At 74.3% G+C, this 23238-nt stretch carries 24 protein-coding genes and 1 pseudogene; 11 read left to right on the top strand and 14 right to left on the bottom strand.

Annotated elements, in window-relative coordinates; genetic code table 11:
* Nucleotides 1–50: 50 nt before the first annotated feature.
* Together ACN268_RS28225 and ACN268_RS28220 are read right to left on the bottom strand one after the other, a co-directional pair.
* Nucleotides 51–719 (bottom strand): class F sortase, encoded by a 669-nt coding sequence (locus tag ACN268_RS28225; RefSeq protein WP_421486012.1) that lies wholly within the window; start codon nt 717–719, stop codon nt 51–53.
* On the bottom strand, nt 716–1546 hold the full coding sequence (locus ACN268_RS28220; RefSeq protein WP_421486010.1) for a DUF4397 domain-containing protein: 831 nt from the start codon (nt 1544–1546) through the stop codon (nt 716–718). Before ACN268_RS28220 ends, ACN268_RS28225 begins: the two co-directional genes overlap by 4 nt.
* A 250-nt stretch (nt 1547–1796) precedes the next feature.
* Between ACN268_RS28220 and ACN268_RS28215 the strand changes: the two genes are divergently transcribed.
* Together ACN268_RS28215 and ACN268_RS28210 are read left to right on the top strand one after the other, a co-directional pair.
* Complete coding sequence (locus ACN268_RS28215; protein ID WP_421486008.1) at nt 1797–2399, top strand: RNA polymerase sigma factor; 603 nt, start codon at nt 1797–1799, stop codon at nt 2397–2399.
* Complete coding sequence (locus ACN268_RS28210; RefSeq protein WP_421486007.1) at nt 2353–3267, top strand: anti-sigma factor; 915 nt, start codon at nt 2353–2355, stop codon at nt 3265–3267. The genes ACN268_RS28215 and ACN268_RS28210 overlap by 47 nt, the downstream gene beginning before the upstream one ends.
* Before the next feature lie 156 nt (nt 3268–3423).
* Here ACN268_RS28210 and ACN268_RS28205 read toward each other — a convergent pair whose 3' ends face one another.
* The 4 genes from ACN268_RS28205 to ACN268_RS28190 all read right to left on the bottom strand — a co-directional run bounded on the left by ACN268_RS28205 (nt 3424) and on the right by ACN268_RS28190 (nt 6615).
* Nucleotides 3424–4383, bottom strand: coding sequence for an electron transfer flavoprotein subunit alpha/FixB family protein (locus ACN268_RS28205; protein WP_421486005.1), 960 nt, complete (start codon nt 4381–4383; stop codon nt 3424–3426).
* Between the two features lie 11 nt (nt 4384–4394).
* A complete protein-coding gene (locus tag ACN268_RS28200) occupies nt 4395–5174 on the bottom strand; it encodes an electron transfer flavoprotein subunit beta/FixA family protein (RefSeq protein ID WP_421486003.1) in 780 nt (259 codons plus the stop codon).
* A gap of 224 nt (nt 5175–5398) precedes the next feature.
* On the bottom strand, nt 5399–5821 hold the full coding sequence (locus tag ACN268_RS28195) for a hypothetical protein (RefSeq protein ID WP_421486001.1): 423 nt from the start codon (nt 5819–5821) through the stop codon (nt 5399–5401).
* Nucleotides 5818–6615 carry a GNAT family N-acetyltransferase gene (locus ACN268_RS28190; protein ID WP_421485999.1) on the bottom strand — a complete coding sequence of 266 codons (798 nt, stop codon included), beginning with the start codon at nt 6613–6615 and terminating at the stop codon, nt 5818–5820. Before ACN268_RS28190 ends, ACN268_RS28195 begins: the two co-directional genes overlap by 4 nt.
* Before the next feature lie 11 nt (nt 6616–6626).
* Here ACN268_RS28190 and ACN268_RS28185 point away from each other — a divergent pair, with 11 nt between their 5' ends.
* The 3 genes and pseudogenes from ACN268_RS28185 to ACN268_RS28175 form a co-directional block, all read left to right on the top strand.
* Nucleotides 6627–7049 carry a YidH family protein gene (locus ACN268_RS28185; RefSeq protein WP_421485997.1) on the top strand — a complete coding sequence of 141 codons (423 nt, stop codon included), beginning with the start codon at nt 6627–6629 and terminating at the stop codon, nt 7047–7049.
* Nucleotides 7046–7366 (top strand): DUF202 domain-containing protein, encoded by a 321-nt coding sequence (locus ACN268_RS28180; RefSeq protein WP_421485995.1) that lies wholly within the window; start codon nt 7046–7048, stop codon nt 7364–7366. Before ACN268_RS28185 ends, ACN268_RS28180 begins: the two co-directional genes overlap by 4 nt.
* A 27-nt stretch (nt 7367–7393) precedes the next feature.
* Nucleotides 7394–7756, top strand: a pseudogene (locus tag ACN268_RS28175) (PLD nuclease N-terminal domain-containing protein); the annotation flags it as partial.
* A 138-nt stretch (nt 7757–7894) separates the two neighbouring features.
* On the opposite strand, the gene ACN268_RS28170 reads toward ACN268_RS28175, so the two are convergent.
* The 4 genes from ACN268_RS28170 to ACN268_RS28155 form a co-directional block, all read right to left on the bottom strand.
* Nucleotides 7895–8713, bottom strand: coding sequence for an ABC transporter permease (locus tag ACN268_RS28170; protein WP_421485993.1), 819 nt, complete (start codon nt 8711–8713; stop codon nt 7895–7897).
* The gene (locus ACN268_RS28165; RefSeq protein WP_421485992.1) at nt 8710–9678 is read right to left on the bottom strand and encodes an ATP-binding cassette domain-containing protein; all 969 of its coding nucleotides are present in this window, start codon (nt 9676–9678) and stop codon (nt 8710–8712) included. Before ACN268_RS28165 ends, ACN268_RS28170 begins: the two co-directional genes overlap by 4 nt.
* Before the next feature lie 144 nt (nt 9679–9822).
* Nucleotides 9823–11445 (bottom strand): acetolactate synthase, encoded by a 1623-nt coding sequence (locus ACN268_RS28160; RefSeq protein ID WP_421485991.1) that lies wholly within the window; start codon nt 11443–11445, stop codon nt 9823–9825.
* Nucleotides 11446–11597: 152 nt separating this feature from the next.
* On the bottom strand, nt 11598–12371 hold the full coding sequence (locus ACN268_RS28155) for an enoyl-CoA hydratase-related protein (protein WP_421485990.1): 774 nt from the start codon (nt 12369–12371) through the stop codon (nt 11598–11600).
* A gap of 100 nt (nt 12372–12471) precedes the next feature.
* On the opposite strand from ACN268_RS28155, the gene ACN268_RS28150 reads away from it, so the two are divergent.
* Nucleotides 12472–13014, top strand: a complete 543-nt coding sequence (locus tag ACN268_RS28150; protein ID WP_421485988.1) for a DUF6232 family protein — start codon at nt 12472–12474, stop codon at nt 13012–13014.
* 125 nt (nt 13015–13139) lie between these two features.
* A complete protein-coding gene (locus ACN268_RS28145; RefSeq protein WP_421485987.1) occupies nt 13140–13622 on the top strand; it encodes a DUF6232 family protein in 483 nt (160 codons plus the stop codon).
* A 49-nt stretch (nt 13623–13671) separates the two neighbouring features.
* On the opposite strand, the gene ACN268_RS28140 is transcribed toward ACN268_RS28145, so the two are convergent.
* Nucleotides 13672–15231: an alpha/beta fold hydrolase gene (locus ACN268_RS28140; RefSeq protein ID WP_421485986.1), complete on the bottom strand. Its 1560-nt coding sequence runs from the start codon at nt 15229–15231 to the stop codon at nt 13672–13674.
* Between the two features lie 208 nt (nt 15232–15439).
* Here ACN268_RS28140 and ACN268_RS28135 point away from each other — a divergent pair, with 208 nt between their 5' ends.
* Nucleotides 15440–16168, top strand: a complete 729-nt coding sequence (locus tag ACN268_RS28135; RefSeq protein WP_421485985.1) for a hypothetical protein — start codon at nt 15440–15442, stop codon at nt 16166–16168.
* Nucleotides 16169–16176: 8 nt separating this feature from the next.
* Here ACN268_RS28135 and ACN268_RS28130 read toward each other — a convergent pair whose 3' ends face one another.
* The gene (locus ACN268_RS28130; RefSeq protein ID WP_421487016.1) at nt 16177–17082 is read right to left on the bottom strand and encodes a ribokinase; all 906 of its coding nucleotides are present in this window, start codon (nt 17080–17082) and stop codon (nt 16177–16179) included.
* 220 nt (nt 17083–17302) lie between these two features.
* Nucleotides 17303–18190 (bottom strand): ABC transporter ATP-binding protein, encoded by an 888-nt coding sequence (locus ACN268_RS28125; RefSeq protein ID WP_421487015.1) that lies wholly within the window; start codon nt 18188–18190, stop codon nt 17303–17305.
* Nucleotides 18191–18265: 75 nt separating this feature from the next.
* Between ACN268_RS28125 and ACN268_RS28120 the strand changes: the two genes are divergently transcribed.
* On the top strand, nt 18266–19273 hold the full coding sequence (locus ACN268_RS28120; protein ID WP_421485984.1) for an ABC transporter ATP-binding protein: 1008 nt from the start codon (nt 18266–18268) through the stop codon (nt 19271–19273).
* Complete coding sequence (locus ACN268_RS28115; RefSeq protein ID WP_421485982.1) at nt 19270–20283, top strand: ABC transporter permease; 1014 nt, start codon at nt 19270–19272, stop codon at nt 20281–20283. The genes ACN268_RS28120 and ACN268_RS28115 overlap by 4 nt, the downstream gene beginning before the upstream one ends.
* Before the next feature lie 100 nt (nt 20284–20383).
* On the opposite strand, the gene ACN268_RS28110 is transcribed toward ACN268_RS28115, so the two are convergent.
* Nucleotides 20384–21559: an ROK family transcriptional regulator gene (locus tag ACN268_RS28110; RefSeq protein WP_088641729.1), complete on the bottom strand. Its 1176-nt coding sequence runs from the start codon at nt 21557–21559 to the stop codon at nt 20384–20386.
* Nucleotides 21560–21758: 199 nt separating this feature from the next.
* Here ACN268_RS28110 and ACN268_RS28105 point away from each other — a divergent pair, with 199 nt between their 5' ends.
* Nucleotides 21759–23219, top strand: coding sequence for a glycoside hydrolase family 3 N-terminal domain-containing protein (locus ACN268_RS28105; protein WP_421485980.1), 1461 nt, complete (start codon nt 21759–21761; stop codon nt 23217–23219).
* Nucleotides 23220–23238: the final 19 nt, after the last annotated feature.

The raw sequence follows: 23238 nt of genomic DNA, 5'->3' as shown, positions 1-23238 counted from the left end.
CGAAGCGTGGATGGGACCGGGCCGGGACCGGATCGGCCCCGACCCGGTCCTCAGGCCGGTACGGCGGTGACAACGATGTTGTCCCGGTAGTGCCGGGTCTTCGGGTCGAACGGCCCGCCGCAGGTGATCAGGGTCAGCCGCGGCTTGCCGTCCCGGGCGAAGTACCGGTCCAGCGGGATCTTCGTCTTGGCGTACTCCTCGCGGGCGACGACCCGGTAGGCGCGCTGCTTCCCGTCCGCGCCGGTGGCGGTGACGGTGTCCCCCCGGTCGAGTTCGCGGAGCCGGAAGAACGCCCCCTTGCCCTGCTCCGAGCTGTCGACGTGACCGGCGATCACCACCGAGCCGGCGTCGGTCTCCAGCCCGGGGCCGAACCGGTACCAGCCGATCTGGTCCACGCTCGGCGGGACGTCGAACTCGTCGGTGCGGGTGTCGATGCCCACCGGGTTGACCGTGGCGGTGACGTCGATCGCCGAGATGCGCAGCTTCACCGGCGGCACGGTCCGTTCGGCCGTGGGCAGGTCACCGGCGGTCACCGGCACCGACGGTCCGCCACCGGTCCCGGCCGTCGGGCTCGGCGGACTGCTGCTGGCCAGCGCCGCCGCCTCGTCCGCGCCGACGTCCTCGGCCGGCTGCGAGCCGCAGGCCACGACGGTGGCGACGGTGAGCGCGGCGACGCCGGCGGCCATCGCCGCCAGCGCCCCGCGGTGTCGCACCGTCACCGGCGACCGGTCCGGGTGACGGCCACCCGCGCCCCACCGCCGACCAGCAGCAGGACGCCGGCACCGGCCAGCACGTACCACCAGGTGTCCACGCCGGTGCCGGCCTGCCCGCCGGTGCCGCTGGGCACGCCGCCCGGGGCGGAGTGCAGACCGGTGATGGTCTGGGCGACCAGGTCGAGGTTCTTGGCCTCGGCCGAGCCGATCGCGTAGACGATGGTGGCGGTGCCCTCCTTGAGGTTGAGGTCCGCCGGGCCGATCGCCACGGTCTCGGTGCCCGCCAGCACCACGTCGGCCTTGACCGTGCCCGCGTCGACGTCGGCCTTGGCCTCCTTCGGGTTGGTCAGCCCTTCGAAGACCGGCTTGCCGCCGGCCCGGACGTCGACCGCCGGTGCGGCGGCGGTGTGCCGGACGATCAGCCGGGCCTTGCCGGCGGCCAGCTTGGCGGTGTCGTTGACGAACGGGGTGATCTGCGGCTTGCCGTCCGCGCCGAGGTGCGCGGCGAGGCTGATGTTGGCGCCGCCGGGCACCTCGGCGTCGTCGACCTTGAGAATCGCGCTGCCGACCGGCTCGCCCGGCTTGGTCAGCGCGATGTCGTACTCGCCCTCGGGCAGGGTCAGCGGGCCGGCGACGTCACCGGGCTTGAAGTTGTCGAGGGTCTTCTTGCCGTTGACGTAGACGTCCACCGGGGTGTCCGGGATGCCGTGCACGACGGAGACCTTGGACGAGGCGGCGTACGCCGGGCTCGTGGTCGCGGCGCCGACGCCGGCGAAGGCCAGAGCGGCCACCGCGCCGCCTGCGGCGACCCGACGGAAGATAGCGAGCTGCATGTCTGCCTCCTGGTGATTGGTGCTGGTTCGTCAGGTCTGGCTTGCAGAACGGGTTACGCCACCCGTCGCACCGCCGGATGCAGCCCGACACCACTTTCTTTTCCTTCGCCCGGGGTGCATCCGGGGCCGTCCGCGGCGACGAATAGCTGGTGAGACGAGTGGAGGCGAACCGGACCAGGAGAGTGGGGCGGAGGCTGTGGGCGTTACAGTCGGGCATGCCCCAGGGAAGGCGACCCGCCCGGTGACAGCGGTGGGAACAGCAGGACACGAACCCGAACCACCCCCCGACGAGTTGGCCGCCCGCTTCCGGGCGGGCGACGAGAGCGCGCTGCGGGAGGCGTACGACCGGTTCGGCCGGGCCGTGCTCCACCTGGCCACCAGCACGTTGGCCAACCGCAGCGACGCGGAGGACGTGACCCAGGCGACGTTCGTCGCCGCCTGGCTGGGGCGGGAGACCTTCGACCCGACCAAGGGCTCGTTGATCGGGTGGCTGCTCGGCATCGGCCGGCGCAAGGTGATCGACCGGCTGCGCGCCTCGGCCCGGGAGGCCCGGGTGGTGGAGACCGTGCGGCAGCTACCCGAACCGGTCGGCACCGGCGGGGACCCGGACACGGTGGTCGACCGGCTGGTGGTCGCCGACGAGCTGGCCCGGCTCCCCGACGACCAACGACGGATGTTGGAGCTGGCCTTCTACGACGACCTGACACACCAACAGATCGCGACGGTGACCGGGGTGCCGCTGGGCACGGTCAAGAGTCACATCAGGCGGGGCATGGCGAGCTTGAAACGCAGATGGGAGGTGGACGGTGCAGCACCTGGACCACGACCGGCTGGTCTTTCTGGCGCTCGGTGAGAGCGAGGCGGACCACGGCGAGACCGACCACCTCGGCGGCTGCGTGACCTGCCGGCGCGAGCTGGAGTCCCTGCGGCACGTCGCCGGGCTGGGCGCGGGCACCCAGGGCCTGCACGACCTGCCCGACCCGCCGGCCCACCTCTGGGCGGGCATCCTGGCCGAACTCGACGCCGTCGCGCAGGTGCCGTCGCCGGCCGAGGCACACCGGCAGGATCTCGGGCCGGACCCGGCGCAGGCCCTTCCGGCGGCCAGGAACGGCGTCGACCCGACCTACCGGCAACCCTCGGTGGTGACCGGCGACCCGCACCCGTCGGTGGCGACCGGTGACCGGCGACCGGCGGTGACGGCCGGCGACCGGCCGGAGTCCCGGCGGCCGTCGTCGTCCCCGGGCGGCGGGGGTGCCGTCCGACCGGCGGGCCGGTCACGGCGTTGGCCACGCTGGGCGACCACTGTCGTCTCGGCGACCGCCGCCGCCGCGATCGCGGTGCTCGGCACCGTCTTCGTGCTCGGCGACCGGGGGGCGACGCCGCAACAGGACGTGCTGGCCAGCGCGCCGCTGGCCGCGTACGGGAGCACGCCGGCCGACGCCCGGGGCGACGCCCGGGTCTTCGCCGACGGACGACTGCACCTGCACGTCGCGAATCTCCCGGACGTTACGGGGTACTACGAGGTCTGGCTGATCAATCCGACGACCATGGAGATGTTCTCGGTGGGTGTGCTGCGGGGTAGCTCCGGCGACGCCCTGCTGCCCCTGCCCCCGAATGTTGATCTTGAGGCATACTCGGTGGTCGACGTCTCCGCCGAGCAGTACGACAACAAGCCCGCCCACTCCGGCGACAGCCTGCTGAGGGGCACCCTGACGGGCTGATCGGCGGGCCGGCTCAGCTCCCCGGCCCGCCGATCAGCTCCCATCGGCCGCGTCCGCGCGGACCCGGCCGGGCCGGGGACGACCGACAAGGCGGCGGGGACGACGGAGCCGCCGCCCGGCGGACCGGACGGCGGCTCGGTGCGGACCCGCGACGGGTCACTTGCGCTTGCGGATCTCCTCGGCGGCCTGCGGTACGACCTTGAACAGGTCGCCCACCACCCCGTAGTCGGCCAGCTCGAAGATCGGGGCCTCGCCGTCCTTGTTCACGGCGACGATCGTCTTCGAGGTCTGCATGCCGGCCCGGTGCTGGATCGCGCCGGAGATGCCCAGCGCGACGTAGAGCTGCGGGGAGACGGTCTTCCCGGTCTGCCCGACCTGGAACTGGTGCGGGTAGTAGCCGGAGTCGACCGCCGCCCGGGACGCCCCGACGGCGCCGCCGAGCAGGTCGGCCAACTCTTCGACCAGCTTGAAGTTGTCGGCGTTGCCGACCCCGCGACCGCCGGAGACGACGATGCCGGCCTCGGTCAGCTCCGGGCGGGAGCCCTTCTGCTCGGCGACCCGCTCGACGACCTTCGCCAGCCTGTCGGTGTCGGTGACCGACACGGTGAGCTGCTCGACGGTCGGGGTGGCCGCCGCCGGGGCCGGGGTGACCGAGTTCGGCCGCACGGTGACCAGCGGCAGCCCCTTGGTGACCTTGGACTTGACGATGGTGGAGCCGGCGAAGGCGACCTGGGTGGCGGTGCCGTCGGCGTCGAGGCCGACCACGTCGGTCAGGATGCCGTTGTCCAGCTTGACGGCCAGTCGGGCGGCGATCTCCTTGCCCTCCTGGGCCGAGGCCAGCAGGACGGCGGCCGGCTGCACCCGGTTGACCAGTTCGGCGATGACGGTCGCCTTGGGGGCCACCAGGTAGCCGTCGATCTCCTCGCTCTCGGCGGCGTAGATCTTCTCCGCGCCGTACTCGCCGAGCTTGGCGCCGAGCGCCTCGGCGGCACCGGGGCCACCGAGCACCACGGCGCTCGGGGTGCCCAGCCCACGGGCGAGGGTGAGCATTTCCAGGGTGACCTTCTTGACGCCGAATTCCCTGGTGGCTTCGACGACGACGAGTACCTCAGCCATGTTCTGACCCCTCACACGAACTTCTCGGTGGCGAGGAACTCGACCAGCTTGACGCCGCCGGAGCCCTCATCGGTGATCTTGGCGCCGCCGGAGCGCGGTGGACGCCTGGTGTGCTCGACGACGGCGCTGGTCGCGCCCTCGAAGCCCACCTCGGTCGGCGCGACGCCCAGGTCCGCCAGGGACAGCGTCTTCACCGGCTTCTTCTTGGCGGCCATGATGCCCTTGAAGGAGGGGTAGCGCGGCTCGTTGATGGTGTCCCAGACGGAGACCACGGCCGGGGTCGAGGCGGTGACCACCTCGTAGCCCTCCTCGGTCTGCCGCTCGACGGTCAGCGTGCCGCCGTCGACGGTGAGCTTGCGGGCACCGGTCAGCGCGGCGACCCCGAGCCGCTCGGCGAGCATGTGCGGCATGACCTGGACCCGGCCGTCGGTCGACTCCGCGCCGCAGAGCACCAGGTCGGCGTTGAGCTGCCCGAGGGCGGCGGCGAGCACCTTCGAGGTGGCCACGGCGCAGGACCCGTGCAGGGCGTCGTCGAGGACGTGCACGGCGGCGTCGGGGCCCATCGACAGCGCCTTGCGGATCGACTCGGTGGCCCGGTCCGGTCCCATGGTCAGGACGGTGACCTCGCCGCCGTGCGCCTCCTTGATCTTCAGCGCCTCCTCGATGGCGTACTCGTCCATCTCGTTGATCACGTTGTTCGCCGAACCGCGGTCGACGGTGTTGTCGTCAGCACGCAGGTTGCGGTCCGCGCCCGAATCAGGCACCTGCTTGACGAGTACGACGATGTTCATCGCGATTCGACAACCCTCCTGTTGGTGGTGTGCGATCTGCTCGCCCGGTTAAGGGCGGAGCTTTGCGCGTCGTTGACACCCGGTCAACCGCAGGCTGTTGTGCAGTTGCCCACGAACGCAATGTTACCTGCCAGTAGGTTACCCCTCCCGGCCACCCACGGTGACACACCTCACCGCGTCGCGGTCGGGCCCGGACCGACATCAGGCCGGCCCCGCACCGGCTGTCAGACCGGACCGGCGGGGTCGGCCAGCGCGGTCCTGATCCGGGTGATCGCGTCCTGTTCGGCCGGCGTCACCCCCCGGTGCGCGCGGGCCACCTCCGCCGCGGCGGTCAGCACCAGCTCGCGGTACGCCGACACGTCGGCCGGGGACTTCTCCCGCAGGATGTCCACCGCCCGCGCCAGCGCCGGCAGCACCACCGACTCGACGTCCAGGGCCGAGTCCCGGGGCAGCCGGGGCAGTCCACCGGTGCCGAGCGCCTCCTTCACCAGCCCGCTGGCCCCGGCGAACGCCCCGGACGCGGCGAAGCTCTCCCGGATCATCGCGAACACCCCCGGGTCGGCGTTCGACACCAGGAACACCGCGCCGAACGCGCCCGTCTTGAGAACCTGCTGCTCGTCGTCCGTCAGCCGCTGCTCCATGATCACGGAGTGTAGACGTACGGGGTGGTCGTGGTGACCGGGACGAAGCCGAGTCGCTCCAGGATGGGTCGGCTGTCCTCCGAGGCGTCCACCTGCAACAACGTCTTGCCGCGCTGGTCGGCCAGCCGGGCCCGGTAGACCACCAACGCCCGGTAGACACCCCGGCGTCGCCACTGCGCCAGCGTCGAACCGCCCCACAGACTGGCGAAGCCCGTGCCGTTGAGGTAGCGCACCCAACCGGCGCTGACCACCGTCTCCCCCGCCTCGGCCACCACCACGGTGATCGACTGCGGGTCCGCCTCGATCTCCCGCAGTAGGCCGGTGACCAGGTGGGAACGGTCCTCACCCCAGACCTCCGCCTCCATCGCGGCGATCCGCTCCAGGTCGTCACGGCCGGTGACCTCGCGCAGGCGTACCCCGTCGGGGGGCACCGGCACGGCGGCGGCCAGGGGCGCGACCGGCCCGATCAGGACGGTCTCCCGGTCCTGCGGGACGAAGCCGGCGGCGCGTAGCCGGTCCGGCAGATCGGCGGGCTCGTCGTGGGTGTTGTGCTTCCACTCCACCGACTCGCCGCGCTGCCGGAACAGCTCGACCTGGCGGGCGATCAGCGCGTCCAGCTCCGACCCGACCAGCCCGTCCAGGGTGCGGTAGGTGAGGAAACCGCCGTGGTCCAGACCCAGGATGCGCACCAGCGGGCCATCGTGTTCGACGGTCACACCGGCCGGGACCGGGTCGGGGATCTCCGGCCGGAGCTGCCGGTAGTAGCTGTCGCGCAGGGTGGAGGCATCAAGATCGGTCATCGGTCCAGGCTATGTCGGCGGTAAAGCGGATAATCGGCGTCGTGTGGCAGGCGATCAGACGGTGGTTCGACCCGTCGGACCTCGACTCCGTGGGCACCACCCCCGACTACCGCTTCTCCCTGGCCAACGAACGGACCTTCCTGGCCTGGCTGCGCACCGGGCTGGCGCTGATCGCCGGTGGGCTGGCCGCCGCCCAGTTCCTGCCGCCGTTGCCGCTGCGGCACCTGCGGGAGGCGATCGCGGTGACGCTGCTGCTGCTCGGCGGCACCGTCGCCGTCCGGGCGGTGGACCACTGGTCCCGCACCGAGCAGGCCATCCGGCTCGGGCAACGCCTGCCGGCGTCCCGGTTCCCGGCCGTGCTCGCCCTGATCGTGGCGGTCGGCGCGCTGCTGCTGGTGGTCGCCGTCCTGGCCCGCGGGGTGAACGGCAGGTGACCGGGGTGCCGTCGGACGGGACCCGCGACCCCGGCCTGCAACCCGAGCGCACCCGGCTGGCCTGGCGTCGCCTCGGGCTGGCATACACGGTGGTGGCGGTGCTGGCGGTCCGGCTGGCGCTCACCGGCGACGTCGCCGGGGCGCTACTCGCCGGGGCCATCGTGCTGGCCTGGTGGGCCACGCTGGTGGTGGGCTGGGGACGGGCCACCGGCCGCCGGCAGTCCCGCCTCGACGCACGGGCCGTCCCGCTGGTGGCCCTCGGCACGGCCGGCCTGGCGCTGCTGTGCGTGTCGCTCGTGCTGCGCGGGGTGTGGTGACGCGCACGGCTGAGCCATGATAGGTGCATGGCCCGGCTCTATGTGGTGTTGTTCCTGCTCCAGGTGGTGCTCGCCGCCTGCGCGTTGATCAGTTGCCTCTCCGCCGAGGACGGGACGGTCCGCGGGCTGCCCCGGTTCGCCTGGGTGGCGGTCATCCTGATCTTCCCGCTGGTCGGCTCGATCGCCTGGTTCCTCGCCGGCCGCCCGGTCGCCGAGGGTGACCGCCGCCGGGGCTGGCCGGCGGCCGACCGACGGCCCGTCGCGCCCGACGACGACCCCGAGTTCCTCAAGTCGATCGACGAACGCGTCCGCCGCGACGACAACGCCCTCTTCCAGCGGTGGGAGGAGGACCTGCGGGGCCGGGAGGAGGACCTGCGCCGCCGGGGCGGCCCGGCGTCCCCCGACGGCCCCGCACCCGGGGGCGGCCCCGCGTCGGCCGACCGCTCGCCGCCGCGGGAGGACGCCGCCCCCCGCGACGGTGAGCGGCCCCGCGACGGCGAGCGACCCGAACTCTGACGGCGGCCGGGGTCAGACCCGCCGGCGCAGGCCCCGCACCGCGAGCGGGGCGAAGACGGCGGCGATGGCCACCGCCCAGAGCAGCGACTGGAGCACCGGCGCGGCCACCGGCCCACCGACCAGCAGCCCCCGCAGCGCGTTCGCCAGGATGGTCACCGGGTTCACCTCGACCCAGTGCTGCAGCCAGGACGGCATGGTCTCGGTCGGCACGAAGGCGTTGCTGGTGAAGCTCAGCGGGAAGATCACCGTGAAGCCGAAGATCTGCACCTTGTCCGGTTCGCTGACCAGCACCCCGACCAGCACCGACATCCAGGCGGCGGCGAGCGAGAAGACCAGCAGCAGGGCGAACGCGCCGAGCAGGCCGAACACCCCGTTGCCGAGCCGGAAGCCGAGGATCATCCCGACGCCGAGCAGCAGGGTCAACGACCACGCCTGCTTGACCGTGTCGGCGACGATCCGGCCGGCGAGCGGGGACCAGCGGGCCACCGGCAGCGACCGGAGCCTGTCGAACACGCCCTTGGTCAGATCCTGGTTGAGGCCGAAACCGGTGGTCATCGTGGCGAAGAAGGCGTTCTGCACGATGATGCCCGGCAACGCGAAGGTCAGGTACTCCCCCGGGCTGCCGGAGATCGCCCCACCGAAGACGTACGTGAAGAGCAGCACGAACATCACCGGTTGGATGCTCAGGTCGAGCAGCTCCATCGGGTTGTGCTTGATCTGCACCAGGCTGCGCCAGGCCAACGTGCCGGTGTGCCGCAGCCCGGCGGTCGGGCCGAGCCGGCGGGCCGGCGTGGCGGGGGCCGCCGGAGCGGCGACGGTCGCGGCGGTCACGCCGGGCTCCCTTCCAGGGTCGGGGTGGTCTCGTCCTCGGCCCGGTGGCCGGTGAGGGAGAGGAACACCTCGTCGAGGCTGGACCCGCGCAGGGCCAGCTCGCCGACGTGCACCCCGGCGTCGTCGAGCCGGCGGACCACGGCGGGCAGCGCGTCCGGACCGGTGACCGGCGCGCTGACCGTCGTCTGGGCGACCTCCGGGTCGACCCCGGTCACCTCGCCGACGACGGCGAGCACGGTGGGCAGGTCGGCGGCCTCCACCGGCCGGACGGTCAGCACCTGACCGCCGGTCTTGGCCTTCAGCTCCTCCGGGGTGCCCTGGGCGATGACCCGCCCGTGGTCGACCACGGCGATCTCGTCGGCCAACTGGTCGGCCTCCTCCAGGTACTGCGTGGTCAGCAGCACGGTCACCCCCTCGGCCACCAGACTTCGGACGATGTCCCACAGGTCGTTGCGGCTGCGCGGGTCGAGGCCGGTGGTCGGCTCGTCGAGGAAGAGCACCTGCGGCCGACCGACGAGGCTGGCCGCCAGGTCGAGCCGGCGGCGCATGCCCCCCGAGTAGGTCTTGGCGGCCCGCCCGGCGGCGTCGGTGAGCTGGAACCCGGCCAGCAGCTCGGCCGCCCGGTCCCGGGCACCGCGCCGGGACAGGCCCAGCAACCGGCCGATGAGCAGCAGGTTCTCGGTGCCGGTCAGGTTCTCGTCGACCGAGGCGTACTGGCCGGTGAGGCCGATCAGCTGGCGGACCCGGTGGGCGTCGCGGCGGACGTCGTACCCGCCGACGGTGGCGTGCCCCTCGTCGGCGGTGAGCAGGGTGGCGAGCACCCGTACCGCGGTGGTCTTGCCGGCGCCGTTGGGGCCGAGCAGACCGAAGACCGTGCCGGCCGGGACCGCCAGGTCGACCCCGGCCAGGGCGGTGGTGTCGCCGAACCGGCGCACCAGCCCCTCGGCGCGGATGGCGTATGTCATCAGAACTCCCGTCGTTATCGCTGGATCGTCCAACGATGGGCGAGGGGTCTGACGTTACGTGCGTCGCCGCTGACATTCCGCCGATTTATCCGCGCGGCAGAACCCGACCGCCGCCGGGTCCGGCGGCGGTCGCGGACCGGGTGGTCAGGCCAGGTTGGACGAGCGCGGGTACGCGTCGGCCGGGTCGGTGAGCACGTTGACCAGGTACGGCACCCCGGCGTCGAACGCCCGCCCCAGGGCCGGGCCGAGGTCGGCGGCCTTCGCCACCGTCTCCCCGGCACCGCCGAGCGCCTCGACCACCTTGTCGTAGCGCAGTTCGGGCTGCAGGTCGGCGGCGACGTCGTAGCCGTACATGGCCCGCATCGGGTGCTTCTCCAGCCCCCAGATGCCGTTGTTGCCGACCACGATCACCACCGGCAGCCGCTGCCGCACCAGCGACTCCACGTCCATCAGCGAGAACCCGGCCGCGCCGTCGCCCATCAGCACGCAGACCTGCCGGTCGGGGTGGCTGACCCGGGCACCCATCGCGTAGCCCGTCCCGGTGCCCAGGCAGCCGTACGGGCCGGGGTCGAGCCAGGTGCCGGGCTGCGACGGCTCCAGGTAGCGCCCGGCGTACGAGACGAAGTCGCCGCCGTCGCCGATGGTGATCGCGTCCGGGGCGAGGGCCCGGCGCAGCTCGCCGTAGACCCGGGCGGGGCGGATCGGGTCGGTGTCGGCGGCCATCTCGGCGGCGTCGCGTGCCCGTGCCGCGTCCTCGGCGGTGCGCAGCCGCTCGATCCAGTCGGCGTGGTCGGCCCGGTCGCCGGTGTGGTCGGCGAACGCGGACAGGATAAGCCGCAGGTCACCGGCCGGACTGGCGGCGGGCTGGACGTGCCCGGCCCGCTGGGTGGGGGCGTCGACGACGTGCACCACCGCCGCGTCGCCGAAGTCGCCGAAGCTCAGCCGGAAGTCCAGCGGGGTGCCGACGACGACCACCACGTCCGCGTCGCCGAGGGCGACCCGGCGGGCCTTGGCGAAGGCGAGCGGGTGCTCCGGCGGGAGCGCGCCGCGGCCCATGCCGTTGGTGAAGACCGGCACCTGCAACGCCTCGGCGGCCTCGCGCAGCGCGGCGACGGCGTCCCCGGCGTACACGTCGGAACCGGCGATGATCACCGGGCGGGCGGCGGCGGCGATCAACCGGGCGGCCTTCGTCACCTCGTCCGGGTCGGGTTCGAGCGGCGCGACGGGCGTCGGGGCGGGCAGCTCCGCGTCGCCGACGGAGAAGATCGCCTCCAGCGGGAAGTCGAGGAAGACCGGGCCCCGGTGCGGGGTGAGCGCGGTGGTCAGCGCGGCGGATACCGCGCGGGGGATGTCGTCGGCGGTGAACACCGTCTCGGCGTGCTTGGTGACCGGGGCGACCAGCGGCAAGTGGTCCATCTCCTGGAGGCTGCCGGAACCCCAGCGGAACTGCGGGGCCCGGCCGCCCAGCACCAGCACCGGCGAGGCGTTGAAGAAGGCGCTGGTCAGGCCGGAGATGCCGTTGGTGACGCCGGGGCCGGCGGTGAGCACGGCGAGGCCGGGGCGTCGCTGGAGCTTGGCCACCGCCTCGGCGGCGAAGACGGCGGACTGTTCGTGCCGGACGTCGTAGAGCGGGAAGCCGGTGGTGTGGGCGGCGTCGTAGAGCGGGAAGACGTGCCCGCCGGAGAGGGTGAACATCTCCCGTACGCCGTACGCCCGCAGTGCCGCCAGCGCCAGCGCTCCGCCGTGGCCCTCGACCCGTTCCGTCATCGCCGCTCCCCTCGTCCATGACCGGAGTCACACGCTACTGGCCGGTATCCGGGATGTGAACAGTTCTCGGCACGGTGCCGGCGGCGGGACCACCGTCGCCGCGACGCGGGTCGCCCCGGGGCCGACGGATCGCGACCCCGGGGCGGGGCGGGTCAGCGACCCGTGAAGTCGGGCTTGCGCTTCTCGACGAAGGCGGCCATCCCCTCGCGCCGGTCGTCGGTGGCGAAGAGCCCGGCGAAGAGCTGGCTCTCCCAGGCCAACCCGGAGCCGAGGTCCATGTCCAGCCCGGCGTCGACCGCCAGCTTCGCCGCCCGCAACGCCTGCACCGGCCCGGTCAGGTACGGGCGTACCAGCGCCACGGCGGTGTCGTAGACCTCGGCGGCCGGGGCGACCCGGTCGGCCAGCCCGATCCGCAGCGCCTCCGCCGCGTCCACCATCCGGCCGGACATGATCAGATCCTTCGCGCGGGCCGGACCGACCAGCCGGGCCAGCCGCTGGGTGCCACCCGCACCGGGGATGACACCGAGCTTGATCTCCGGCTGGCCGAGCTTGGCGTCCTCGGCCACCACCCGCCAGTCGCAGGCCAGCGCCAGCTCGCAGCCGCCGCCGAGGGCGTACCCGGTGATCGCGGCGACCACCGGCTTGGGGATCCGGGCGAGCGCGCCGACGGCGCTGGACAGGTCGGCGGCCCGCTCCGCCATGTCCACGTAGGACATGTCGGCCATCTCCTTGATGTCCGCCCCGGCGGCGAAGACCTTCTCCCCGCCGTACACGATGACGGCGCGGACGCCCGGGTCGGCGGCGGCGGCCGTGGCGGCGGCCCGCAGTTCCTCCTGGACCTGCTTGTTGAGCGCGTTCATCGGTGGCCGCTCCAGCCGGATGGTGCCGATGCCGTCCCTGGTCTCCAGCCGCACGAACTCGCTCACGCTGCCCTCACTTCCTCGTCGAAGTCGCGTGCCAACCTTACGACCCGGGTCGTTGGGGTACGTAGTCTGGTGTTCGCCACCCGCGCTCGGGAGTCCAGCGATGATCACGTACTACGACGACCGGTCGGTGCAGGTCACCTCCACCGCCATCCGGGTCGACGGCCGGGCCTTCCCGCTGGCCGAGATCGGCCTGGTCTGGCACCGCCGGGGCGACCGCTCCTGGCGGGTGCTGGCCGGGCGGGGTGCGATCGGGGCCGCCCTGGCGGGCCCGCTGGTGGCTGCGGCGGTCGGCATCGCGGTGGCGGTCTGGCTGCACCGCTCCCCCACCGTCACGCTCGCCATCGTGGGAGCGTCGGTGCTGGTCGGGCTGGCCGTCGGGCCGGTCGCCGACTTCCTCTTCGACCGCCTGGACCGCTCCTACGACCGGGGCAGCCGGCAGCGTGAGCTGTGGGTCCGCTGGCAGGGGCGGCCGGTGCTGCTGCTGCGCACCGGCGACGCGCTGCGCTTCGGGCGGATCTACCGGGCGGTGCAGCGGGCGATGGAGAACGCCGCCCCGCCGCGCCGGCCCGACGGGTCACCGGCGCGGGCCACGGGGCCGACCGCGCCCGGCCCGCAGGGGCCGAGGACGGGCAGCAGGCGGTGACCGGTCCGGGCGGGTCCGCAGACTGAGCCGAGGCACAGAGGACGGGACCGTCGCGCCGCCCGCCGGGCGTGCGATCCGTCGGCCACACAGCGGCACCGGTCGCCTGCGAACGGTTAGGGTTAGTGATGACCCTCTATTACCGGGACGACACGGTGCAGGTGACCTCCGAGTCGATCCGGGCCGGTGGGCAGGTCGTACGGATCGCCGACGTCGCGTACGTCTGGCACGCACGCGGGGCCACCACCATGGCCGTCCGGTCCCGCATCCTCGGGCGCGGGGTGCTGGTGCTGCTGCTCTCGCTGCCCCCGCTGGTCGCGCTGATCTGTGTGGTCTCGCTGCTCTGGTCGGCGCAGGACCGGGGCGAGTGGAAACCGGCCCTGATCGTGCTGGCCGTCTGCGGCGTCGGGGTGCTCGTCCTGCTGCCCTTCCTGGAGCTGCCGCTCGGCTGGCTGGACCGGTCCTACGAACGCGGCAACAAGGTCAACGAGCTGTGGGTGCAGCACCTGGGGCAGGAGGTGATGCTGCTGCGTACCCCCGACGCGTTGCGGTTCGGGCAGATCTACCGCGCCGTCCAGCGCGCCGTCGAGCAGCAGGGCGAACCCCGGTGACATCCGTCCGCCCCGCCGGGGTGGTCGCCCCTGCCTCCGCGGCTGCGGGTCAACTCAGCGGCAGCGCGGTGGCGACCGGCCAGGCCACCAGGATCGCGCCCACCACCGCCGGTGCCCAGCGGGGCGCACCGGCCCGGCGCAGCACCGCCGCCCAGGCGGCCTGCCACCCGAGCAGCACCACGAACAGCGGCACCACCAGCAGCACGAAACCGGGGGCCAACCCCACCACGGCCGCCCCGCCCAGCGCCGGTACGGCGAGCGCGCCGACCGCCGCGTACCGCCAGCTCCGTCCCTGCGTGAGCAGCTCCGCGCCGGCCAGGAACACCAGGCAGCCGACCGTCACCACCGGCAGCAGCCACCACCGGACGCCCACCGGCAGCGCCCAGGTGAGGCCGAGGTGGATCGGCACGGCGACGGCGGCCACGGCGTACCCGGTCAGCAACAGGGCCGCGACCACCGGCCGCAGCGGCGTACGCCCGCCGGTGGTCGGAACGGGCCCACCTGGCGCAGCCGCTGCGACGGGGGTGGGACCGGCGGCGAACAGGCGCAGCGGCCAGTACCGGGCGGCGGCCAGCAGGAAGCCGGTGACCAGCAGGAAGCCGGTGAGGTAGCCGCCGACCGCGAGCGGCAACCGGGTGGTCGGCAGCACCGGGGCGAGCAGCACCCCGACTCCGGTGACGGCCGTCGCCACCGCCAGCACGGCGGGTGCCGGCGCGACGGGTACGGGCGCGACGGGTACGGGCGCGACGGGTCGGCCGCGACGGCCGGTCAGCAGGGTCGCCAGCGGCACGAAGCCGAGACCGAGGCCGAGCAGCAGCAACCCCGCCGGGACCAGGCGGGCGGCCGGGCGCGGTGCCGCACCACCGGCACCGCCGACCCAGGCGGCGACCTCACGGTGGGTACGGCCGGCGAAGAGCACCGAGATGTGCTCGACCCCGGGGACGACCACCATCCGTCGGCCGTCGCCCCGTCGGGCGGTCGCCTCGGCGGTGGCCCGGAAGGCGGGGAACTCCAGGCCGCCGACGATCAGCAGCAGCCGCTGCGGCCGGGCGTCGGGCAGGTCACCGCCGTCGGGCAGCGAGATCGCGACGGTGCCGGCGATGTCGGGGTGGCCGGCGGCGTACCGGGTCACCGCCCCCGCGCCCATCGAGTGTCCGACCAGGACGATCCGCGTCGGGTCGACGTCGGGCCGGCCCCGCAGGTGGGCGACGGCGACCGCCAGGTCGTGTTCCAGGCTGGCGCGGGACGCGGTGTCGTCGCGGCCCGCCCCGGGCAGCCCGGCCGGGTTGCCGCCGTGCCCGGCGAAGTCGAGCAGCAGCGCCACCGCGCCCCGCCGGGCGACCGTGTCGGCGAGCGGGCGCATCAACCGGGCCGAGCCGGCGAAGCCGTGCGCGATCACCACCCCCGGCCGGCGCACCGCGCCCGTCCCGTCGTCGGCGGCCCGTACCTCGGTCAGCGGCACCCCGTCGGCGGTGACCTGCCGGGTGGTCAGGCCGGCGTCCGCCCGCAGCAGCCCGTAGCCACCGAGGAGCAGGGCGAGCACGGCGAGGACCGTCAGCGCCGCGCGGCCCCGACCGGCCGGCGTCACGCCGGGGGGACGGAGCGACATGCGGGCACCCTACCGTCCGTCCGACCACCCCCGTCCGCCCCGATTCCCGCATTCCCCGGGGCACCGTCCCCGCGCTCTTCCCGGGCGTACGGCCGGGTCCGTTCTTCGTGCCGGCCCGGCCCGCGACCACGGCGGCCGACCTGCTCCGGCCCGCGCCCGGGACCGTCCCGGCGGGCGGCGCTGGCCGACCCGACGCACACTGGGTGACATGGCCATCCCCCTGCCCCGACCGGCCGACGTCGTCGGTCTCACCCGCTCCGCCCTCGACCAGGCGTTCGGTTCGGCCGCCTCGTTCGCCGCCGTGCCGGCCCGTGCCTTCGCCGTGCTCGACGGGGTGGAGGCGCTGCTGACCCGGATCAACGGGGTGGTGGACCGGATCGAGGGCACCCTGGACCGCACGGACCGGGTGCTCACCGACGCCGAGGAGGCGGTGCGCGAGGTGGCGGTGATCAGTGCGGCGGCGACCACGACCGTCACCAGGGCCACCGAGGTCGCCGACGCGGCGGCCGGGGTGGTGGCCGGGGCCGGGCAGGTGGCCCGGTCGGCCGGCGAGGTGGTCGCCGAGGCCGGGGCGGTGGCCGACCGGGCCGCCGGCACGGTGGCGACCGCCGAGGGCGCGGCCACCGTCGCAGCCGAGCTGATGACCGCGTACGAGCCGGCGTTGCGGCGGGGCGCGCCGATGGCGAACCGGTTCGTGGCCGAGCTGAGCCACGAGGAGCTGGCCGCGGCGATCCGGCTCGTCGACGAGCTGCCGAAGCTCAAGGAGCATCTGACCTCGGACGTGCTGCCGATCCTGGCCACCCTCGACCGGGTCGGCCCGGACCTGCACGACCTGCTCGACGTGACCCGTGACCTCAAGCTCGCCGTCGCCGGCATCCCCGGCCTGGGCATGCTGCGCCGCCGGGGTGAACGGCTCAGCGACGACCCGGCCGGCTGAGCCGCCGGTCAGTCGTCGGCGGTCGGGGTGTAGAGGGCGTCGATCTCGGCACGCTCGGGCAGCGCCACCGACGCGCCGAGCCGCCTGACGCACGCCGCACCGGCCGCCGCCGCCCAGCGCACCGCGTCGACCACCGGCCGGCCCTCGCCCCAGCCCACGGCCAGGGCACCGGTGAACGCGTCCCCGGCGGCGGTCGTGTCGACCACGTCCACCGCGACGGCGGGCACGTGCACGGCGGGGACGTCCCGCTCGACGTACCAGGCGCCCCCGCCGCCGAGGGTGAGCACCGCCCGGGGCACCAGCGCCAGCAGCGCCCCCGGGTCGTCCCGCCCCCGGCCGGTGAGCAGGTGCGCCTCGGTCTCGTTGACCACCAGCAGGTCCACCGCCGCCAGCAGCTCGGCGGGTACCTGCCGGGCCGGCGCGGCGTTGAGGATCACCCGGGTGCCGGCGGCACGGGCGGCCACCGCCGCCTCGGTCACCGTCTCGACCGGGATCTCCAGCTGGGCGACCAGCACGTCCGCCCCGCGTACGGCGGACAGCTCGGCGTCGGTGAGGGCGGTGAAGGCGGCGTTCGCGCCGGGGGTGACCAGGATGGCGTTCTCCCCGGCGGCGTTGACCATCACCAGGGCGACCCCGGAGGCCCCGTAGACCACCCGCAGGTGGGTGGCGTCCACCTGGGCGGCGGTGATCCTGGCCCGCAGGGTGACACCGAACGAGTCGGAGCCGAGCGCGCCGAGGAAGGTGCAGGCGGCACCGGCGCGGGCGGCGGCGATGGCCTGGTTGGCGCCCTTGCCGCCGGGCACCATCACGAAGTGGCTGCCGAGCACGGTCTCCCCCGGCCGGGGCAGCGTCGGGCCGGCTCCGACCACGTCCATGTTGGCGCTGCCCACCACGACGATCCGGCTCTGCCGCACTCCACCTCCCACCGACACCCCAACCTCCCCACCGCCCCCACCAGTCACCACGACGAGTCTAAATCCCCACCCCACCCACCCCACCCCACCAGCCCCACCGCCCATCCCGTCGATCATGGACTTGTGGTGGCCGCAAAAGGGACACGGGAGGTTCTTTCCCCCACCACAACTCCATGATCGACGCCGGGGTGGGGGTGGGGGGTGGGGGTGGGGGGTGGGGTTAGGCGGCGCGGGCGGTCCAGCGGTCGGCGTGGTGTTCGACCAGCAGGGGTAGGCCGAAGGTCTTGCTGAGGTTGTCGGCGGTCAGGGTGTCGGCGAGCAGGCCCTGGGCGACCACCGCGCCGTCGCGCAGCAGCAGCGCGTGGGTGAATCCGGGCGGGATCTCCTCGACGTGGTGGGTGACCAGCACCAGGGCCGGGGCGTCCGGGTCGTGGGCCAGCTCGGCGAGCCGGCCGACGAGGTCCTCGCGCCCACCCAGGTCGAGCCCGGCGGCCGGCTCGTCGAGCAGCAGCAGTTCCGGGTCGGTCATCAGGGCGCGGGCGACCTGCACCCGCTTGCGCTCGCCCTCGGAGAGGGTGCCGTACGTGCGATCGGTCAGGTGGCCGACGCCGAGCTGCCCGAGCAGGGCGTGGGCGCGGGCCTCGTCGGCCCGGTCGTAGCTCTCCCGCCAGCGGCCGACGACCGACCAGGCGGCGGTGAGCACGACGTCACCGACCCGTTCCTCGGCGGGGATGCGCTCGGCCACGGCGGCGGTGGTGAGGCCGATCCGGGTCCGCAGCTCGGTGAGGTCGGTGCGACCGATCCGCTCGCCGAGCACGTGCGCGACGCCCGTGCTCGGGTGCAGTTGACCGCAGGCGAGGTTGAGCAGGGTGGTCTTGCCGGCGCCGTTGGGGCCGAGCACCACCCAGCGTTCGTCCAGCTCGACCCGCCAGTCGACGTCGTGCAGCAGGGCGGTGCCGGATCGCCGGACGGCGACGCCGTCCAGGCTGACCACCAGATCCGCGTCCACGGTCGAGGGGGCGGCTGCGGCGGGGAACGGGTCACCAGTCACCGCTCCATCCAACCACGCAGCCCGAGACCGCCCCCCACGGGCGGGTGGCCCGGCCATAGGGTGGGGCACCGTGTCGTTGGTCACCATCCCGGGAGGACGACCCATGCCCGTACGAGACGAGGGGCGGTGCGGATGAGCGCGGTCATCGAGATCGCCGGTCTGCGCAAGACGTTCCGCACCATGCGGCGGGGCAGGCGGGTGGCGGTGGACGGCTTCGACATGGTCGTCGAGGCGGGCCAGGTGCACGGCTTCCTCGGCCCCAACGGCTCCGGCAAGACCACCACGCTGCGCGCCCTGCTGGGGCTGGTCAACGCCGACGCCGGGGAGTTGCGGGTGCTGGGTGCGCCGACCCCGGAGCAGTTGGGTCGGGTCACCGGCCGGGTGGGCGCGATCGTGGAGAGTCCGCAGTTCTTCGGCAACTTCACCGGACACCGCACGCTGCGGTTGCTGGCGGTGGCCGGTGGCGTGCCGACGTCCCGGGTGGACGAGGTCCTCGACCAGGTCGGCCTGCGGGAGCGGGGCGAGGACCGGGTGAGGAGCTACTCGCTGGGCATGAAGCAACGTCTCGCCGTCGCGTCGGCGCTGTTGAAGAGCCCGGAGCTGCTGATCCTGGACGAGCCGGCGAACGGGTTGGACCCGGCCGGCATCCGGGAGATGCGGGACCTGATGCGCACGCTCGCCGGGTCCGGGGTGACCGTGCTGGTGTCGAGCCACATCCTGGCCGAGATCCAGTTGATCTGTGACCACGTCACGATCATCGCGCGGGGCCGCCGGGTGGCGGCCGGCCGGGTGGACGACGTGCTGGCCGGGCACGACCCGCACGAGTGGCGGGTCCGGGTGGCCGAGTCGGAGCGGGGCGCGCGGCTGCTGCGGGAGGCCGGGCTGACGGTCGTCGTCGACCCCGACGACGTGCTGGTGGTCGGGGGCGCCCCGGAGCCGGAGCTGATCAGCAGCACCCTCGGTGGGCAGGGCCTGTGGGTCCGCGAGCTGACCCCGGTCCGGCCGGACCTGGAGAGCGTCTTCCTCGACCTCACCGCCGGGGCGACCCCGCCGGGGCAGCCGGACGGCGTCGACGCGGGTGACGCCGACGAACCGCTGATCGAACTGGACGGGACCGAGGGTCGGAGGGTGGACGCGTGAACCTGGTCCGTGCCGAGGTGGAGCGGTTGACCGCCCGCCGCTTCGTCCAGCTGATGGTGCTGCTGCTCGCGGTGGCGTTCGCGGTGACCACCACGACCACCCTGATCGGGTCGCACCGGCCGACGGCGCAGGAGATGTCCGCAGCCCAGGAGCAGGCCGCGCAGGCGGTGGCGGTGCTGGAGGCGGAGCACACCCGCTGCCTGCGGGTCCGAGCCGGCGAGATCCCGATCACCGAGGACGCCGGGTACGTACCGGCCGACTGCGCCGAGGTGGACCCGGCGCGGATGGAGCGGCTGCCGCTGGCCACCGACTACCTGTCGTCGGTCTTCGTCTTCTCCCACGAGGCGCGCGGGCTGCTCTACTTCCTGATCGCGTTCCTGGTGCTGTTCGGCTTCCTGGTGGGCGCGTCGTACATCGGTGCGGACCTGAACTCCGGCGGGGTGGTCAACCTGCTGTTGTGGCGGCCGGGCCGGGTGACCGTGCTCGGTACGAAGCTGGGCACCCTGGTCGGGCTGGTGGCCGCGCTCGCGGTGCTGGCGTCGGCGCTCTACCTGGGCACGTTCTGGACGATCGGGCAGACGGCGGGTGTGCCGGGCCCGCTGGACGGGCAGTTCTGGGGCGGGCTGGGGGCGATCTACGGGCGGGGTCTGGTGCTGGTGCTGCTGTCGACCGTGCTCGGCTTCGCGATCGCCACGCTGGGCCGGCACACCTCGGCGGCGCTCGGCGCGGTCGCCGCGTACGCGGTGGTCTGGGAGATGGGTGCGCGGCTGGTGTTGCAGATCCTCGACGTGGCCCGGGCGGACCTGCTGATGCTCTCCAACTACCTGGGTGCCTGGCTGTCCGGCCGGTTGGAGTTCTGGGACGACCGGGGTTGCCCGCCGGGCAGCGGCGTCTGCGACGGCGGCGTCTACGCGATCACCTGGGGGCCGGCGCTGCTGGTGCTGCTGGCGTTGACCGGCGCGGTCACCGGGTCCGCGTTCGTCGCGTTCCGCCGCCGCGACCTGGTCTAGGGCGGCCCGGCCCACCGACGCCGGTCACGGCAACATGTTGCCGTGACCGGCGTCGGTGGTGAAGTATTCCTTCATGAGGACGGGCGGGTGGGGTGGTCGGTCAGCCGACGGTCGACCCGAACACCTCGTCGCGCACGGCGTCCAGCGCGGTCCGCAGCGCGCCCCGCAGGATCGGCTCCTCGGTCAGCCCGGTGGGCACCACCCGGGGCCGCACCAGGGTGATCGCGGCCACCTCGTGCTGCACCCGTTCGGCAAGCGCCGCCCCGCCGGCCTGCCCCACCTCACCGGCGAGCACCACCAGCGGCGGGTCCAGCACCACGCAGGTGCTGGCCACCCCGAGGGCGAGCCGTCGGGCCAGCTCGTCGAGCAGCGGGCCACCGGCGGTGCCGGCGGCGATGGCGGCCCGCACCGCGCCGGCCGCGTCCGGTGCGTCGATGCCGTGTTCCCGGGCCACCGCCTGGACCGCGTCCGCGCCGGCGAGCTGCTGGAACGCCGGCTTCGCCCGGCGCGAGACGTCCCGGGGGATCGGCACCCCCGGCACCGGCAGGTAGCCGATCTCGCCGGCCGCGCCGCTGCTGCCGTGGTGCAGCCGGCCACCCAGCATGATCGCCAGACCGACCCCGGCACCCACCCAGACCAGGACGAAGTCCGCCAGCCCCTGCGCGGCCCCGGACTGCGCCTCGGCGACGGCGGCCAGGTTGACGTCGTTCTCGAAGACGACCGGCGTGTGCAGGTCCTCGCGCAACGCGGCGAGCAGGCCCCGGTGCCAGCGGGGCAGGTTGAACGCGAAGGTGATGTCGCCGGTCGCCGGGTCGACCAGACCCGGAGTGCCGAGCACCACCCGCCGTACGCTGTCCAGCTCCGCGCCGGCCCGGCTGGCCGCCTGCACCACCGCCGTGTGCACCACGCCGACCGGGTCGTCGGTGTCCCGGGTGGACTGCTCGACCTGACTGACGACCGCACCGGTGATGTCCGCGCAGGCGGCCACCACCCGTTCCGCACCCACGTCCACCCCGACCACGTACGCGCTGCCCGGCCGCACGGCGTAGAGCTGCGCGTTCGGCCCCCGCCCACCGGCCTGCTCACCGACCCGGGCGACCAGCCCCCGTTCCTCCAGCCGCTCGACCAGCTGCGAGGCGGTGACCTTGGACAGGCCGGTCAGCTCGCCGAGCCGGGCGCGGGTGAGCGGGCCGCGTTCGAGCAGGAGCTCCAGCGCCGCACGGTCGTTGAGCGCCCGCAACAGTCGGGGGGTTCCGGGCAGCCGGGTCGCACTCATGCCACGTCCTCTGGTTTTCGTAAACTCTGCTTACCGAATCGCGTTGATCAGGGATGTCCGTAGCGTATCGGCCGCCCCGTGGCGGGGAACTCGGACGACCCGGCCGCCCGTACCGACACACGTGCCGTCCACCGGCACGCGTCGACAGCCGGCCGGTGCGCCGTCGGCGCGGGTTCCGGGGGCGGGAGAGGGGGTTCAGGTGGGGATCGATCCAGGACTGCGCCGGCTGGCGCTGGGCACGCTGCTGGCCGCGTACCCGGGGCCGGTGCCGCCGGACTGGGCGGTCGCGCTGGTCGCCGAGGGGCTGGCCGGGCACACCCTGTTCGGCGGCAACGTGCACGACCCGGGCCAGCTCGCGGCGGGCACCGCCGCGTTGCGCGCCGCCCGGCCCGACGTGCTGCTCGCCATCGACGAGGAGGGTGGCGACGTGACCCGGCTGGCGCACGCCACCGGCAGCCCGTACCCGGGTAACGCGGCGCTCGGCGCGGTCGACGACACCGCGCTCACCCGGGAGGTCTACGCGGCGATCGGCGGTGAACTGGCCGCCGTCGGCGTCACCGTCGACCTGGCCCCCACGGTCGACGTGAACACCGCCGACGAGAACCCGGTGATCGGCACCCGCGCGTTCGGGGCCGACCCGGGCCGGGTGGCCGCCCACACGGCCGCCGCCGTGGCGGGTCTCCAGTCGGCGGGGGTGGCGGCCTGCGCCAAGCACTTCCCCGGCCACGGCGCGACCGTCGCCGACTCGCACCACGAACTGCCCACCGTGGACGCCGACGCGGCGCTGCTGCGGGCCCGCGACCTGCCGCCCTTCGCGGCGGCGGTCGACGCGGGCGTGCAGGCGGTCATGACGGCGCACATCCGGGTGCCGGCGCTGACCGGGGACGGCCCGGCCACCTTCAGCCGGGCCGTCCTGGTCGACCTGCTGCGCGGCGAGTACGGCTTCACCGGCGCGGTGGTCACCGACGCGTTGGAGATGAAGGGCGCGACCGTCGCCGCCGGTGGGGTCGGGCCGGCCGCCGTACGGGCCCTGGCCGCCGGGGCGGACCTGCTCTGCCTGGGCGCGAAGGTCGACGCCACGCTGGTCGAGCGGGTGGTGGCCGAGATCGTCGGGGCGCTCGGGGACGGCCGGCTGGACCGGGCCCGGGTGGAGCAGGCCGCCGGTCGCGCCGCCGCGCTCGCCGCCTGGACCGGCGCGGCCCGCCCACCCGGTCCCACCGGCCCCGTCGAGGTCGGCCTCGGGTACCGGGCCGCCCGCCGGGCGGTGCGGGTGGAGGGCGACCCGACCGGGCCGGCATGCCCGCTCGTGGTGCAGGTGTACGCCGCCGCCACCGTCGCCGAGGGCCGGGTGCCGTGGGGGCTGGGCCCGCACCTGGCCGACGTCGAACAGCTCCGGGTGGTCGCCGCCGAGGTCGACCCGGCCACGGTACGCCGGCTCGCCGGGGACCGGCCGGTCGTGCTGGTCGGGCGGCACCTGCACCGGCTGCCCGGCGGTCCCGCGCTGGTCGAGGCGCTGGCCGCGACGCATCGGGTGACGGTGGTGGAGATGGGCTGGCCGGGGCGGTGGCGGCCGGCCGGGGTACGGGCCTTCGTCACCACCTTCGGCGCGAGCCACGCCAACGGTCGCGCGGCGGCGGAGGTGCTCGGCCTGACCGGCTGACGGGCCGTCCCCCGACGGG

The organism is Micromonospora sp. WMMD735, from assembly GCF_049178995.1.
In the GTDB taxonomy this organism is placed as follows: Bacteria; Actinomycetota; Actinomycetes; order Mycobacteriales; family Micromonosporaceae; genus Micromonospora; species Micromonospora wenchangensis.
This window is presented reverse-complemented; position numbering and strand designations above follow the sequence as displayed.

What these genes read in the sequence shown, in the direction of transcription:
- ACN268_RS28205 (WP_421486005.1), bottom strand. Translation starts at nt 4,383, where the DNA reads ATGGCTGAGGTACTCGTCGTCGTCGAAGCCACCAGGGAATTCGGCGTC.
- ACN268_RS28120 (WP_421485984.1), top strand. Translation starts at nt 18,266, where the DNA reads ATGAGCGCGGTCATCGAGATCGCCGGTCTGCGCAAGACGTTCCGCACC.
- ACN268_RS28150 (WP_421485988.1), top strand. Translation starts at nt 12,472, where the DNA reads ATGATCACGTACTACGACGACCGGTCGGTGCAGGTCACCTCCACCGCC.
- ACN268_RS28140 (WP_421485986.1), bottom strand. Translation starts at nt 15,231, where the DNA reads ATGTCGCTCCGTCCCCCCGGCGTGACGCCGGCCGGTCGGGGCCGCGCG.
- ACN268_RS28125 (WP_421487015.1), bottom strand. Translation starts at nt 18,190, where the DNA reads ATGGCCGGGCCACCCGCCCGTGGGGGGCGGTCTCGGGCTGCGTGGTTG.
- ACN268_RS28185 (WP_421485997.1), top strand. Translation starts at nt 6,627, where the DNA reads ATGTCGGCGGTAAAGCGGATAATCGGCGTCGTGTGGCAGGCGATCAGA.
- ACN268_RS28165 (WP_421485992.1), bottom strand. Translation starts at nt 9,678, where the DNA reads ATGACATACGCCATCCGCGCCGAGGGGCTGGTGCGCCGGTTCGGCGAC.
- ACN268_RS28190 (WP_421485999.1), bottom strand. Translation starts at nt 6,615, where the DNA reads ATGACCGATCTTGATGCCTCCACCCTGCGCGACAGCTACTACCGGCAG.
- ACN268_RS28200 (WP_421486003.1), bottom strand. Translation starts at nt 5,174, where the DNA reads ATGAACATCGTCGTACTCGTCAAGCAGGTGCCTGATTCGGGCGCGGAC.
- ACN268_RS28145 (WP_421485987.1), top strand. Translation starts at nt 13,140, where the DNA reads ATGACCCTCTATTACCGGGACGACACGGTGCAGGTGACCTCCGAGTCG.
- ACN268_RS28135 (WP_421485985.1), top strand. Translation starts at nt 15,440, where the DNA reads ATGGCCATCCCCCTGCCCCGACCGGCCGACGTCGTCGGTCTCACCCGC.
- ACN268_RS28220 (WP_421486010.1), bottom strand. Translation starts at nt 1,546, where the DNA reads ATGCAGCTCGCTATCTTCCGTCGGGTCGCCGCAGGCGGCGCGGTGGCC.
- ACN268_RS28110 (WP_088641729.1), bottom strand. Translation starts at nt 21,559, where the DNA reads ATGAGTGCGACCCGGCTGCCCGGAACCCCCCGACTGTTGCGGGCGCTC.
- ACN268_RS28160 (WP_421485991.1), bottom strand. Translation starts at nt 11,445, where the DNA reads ATGACGGAACGGGTCGAGGGCCACGGCGGAGCGCTGGCGCTGGCGGCA.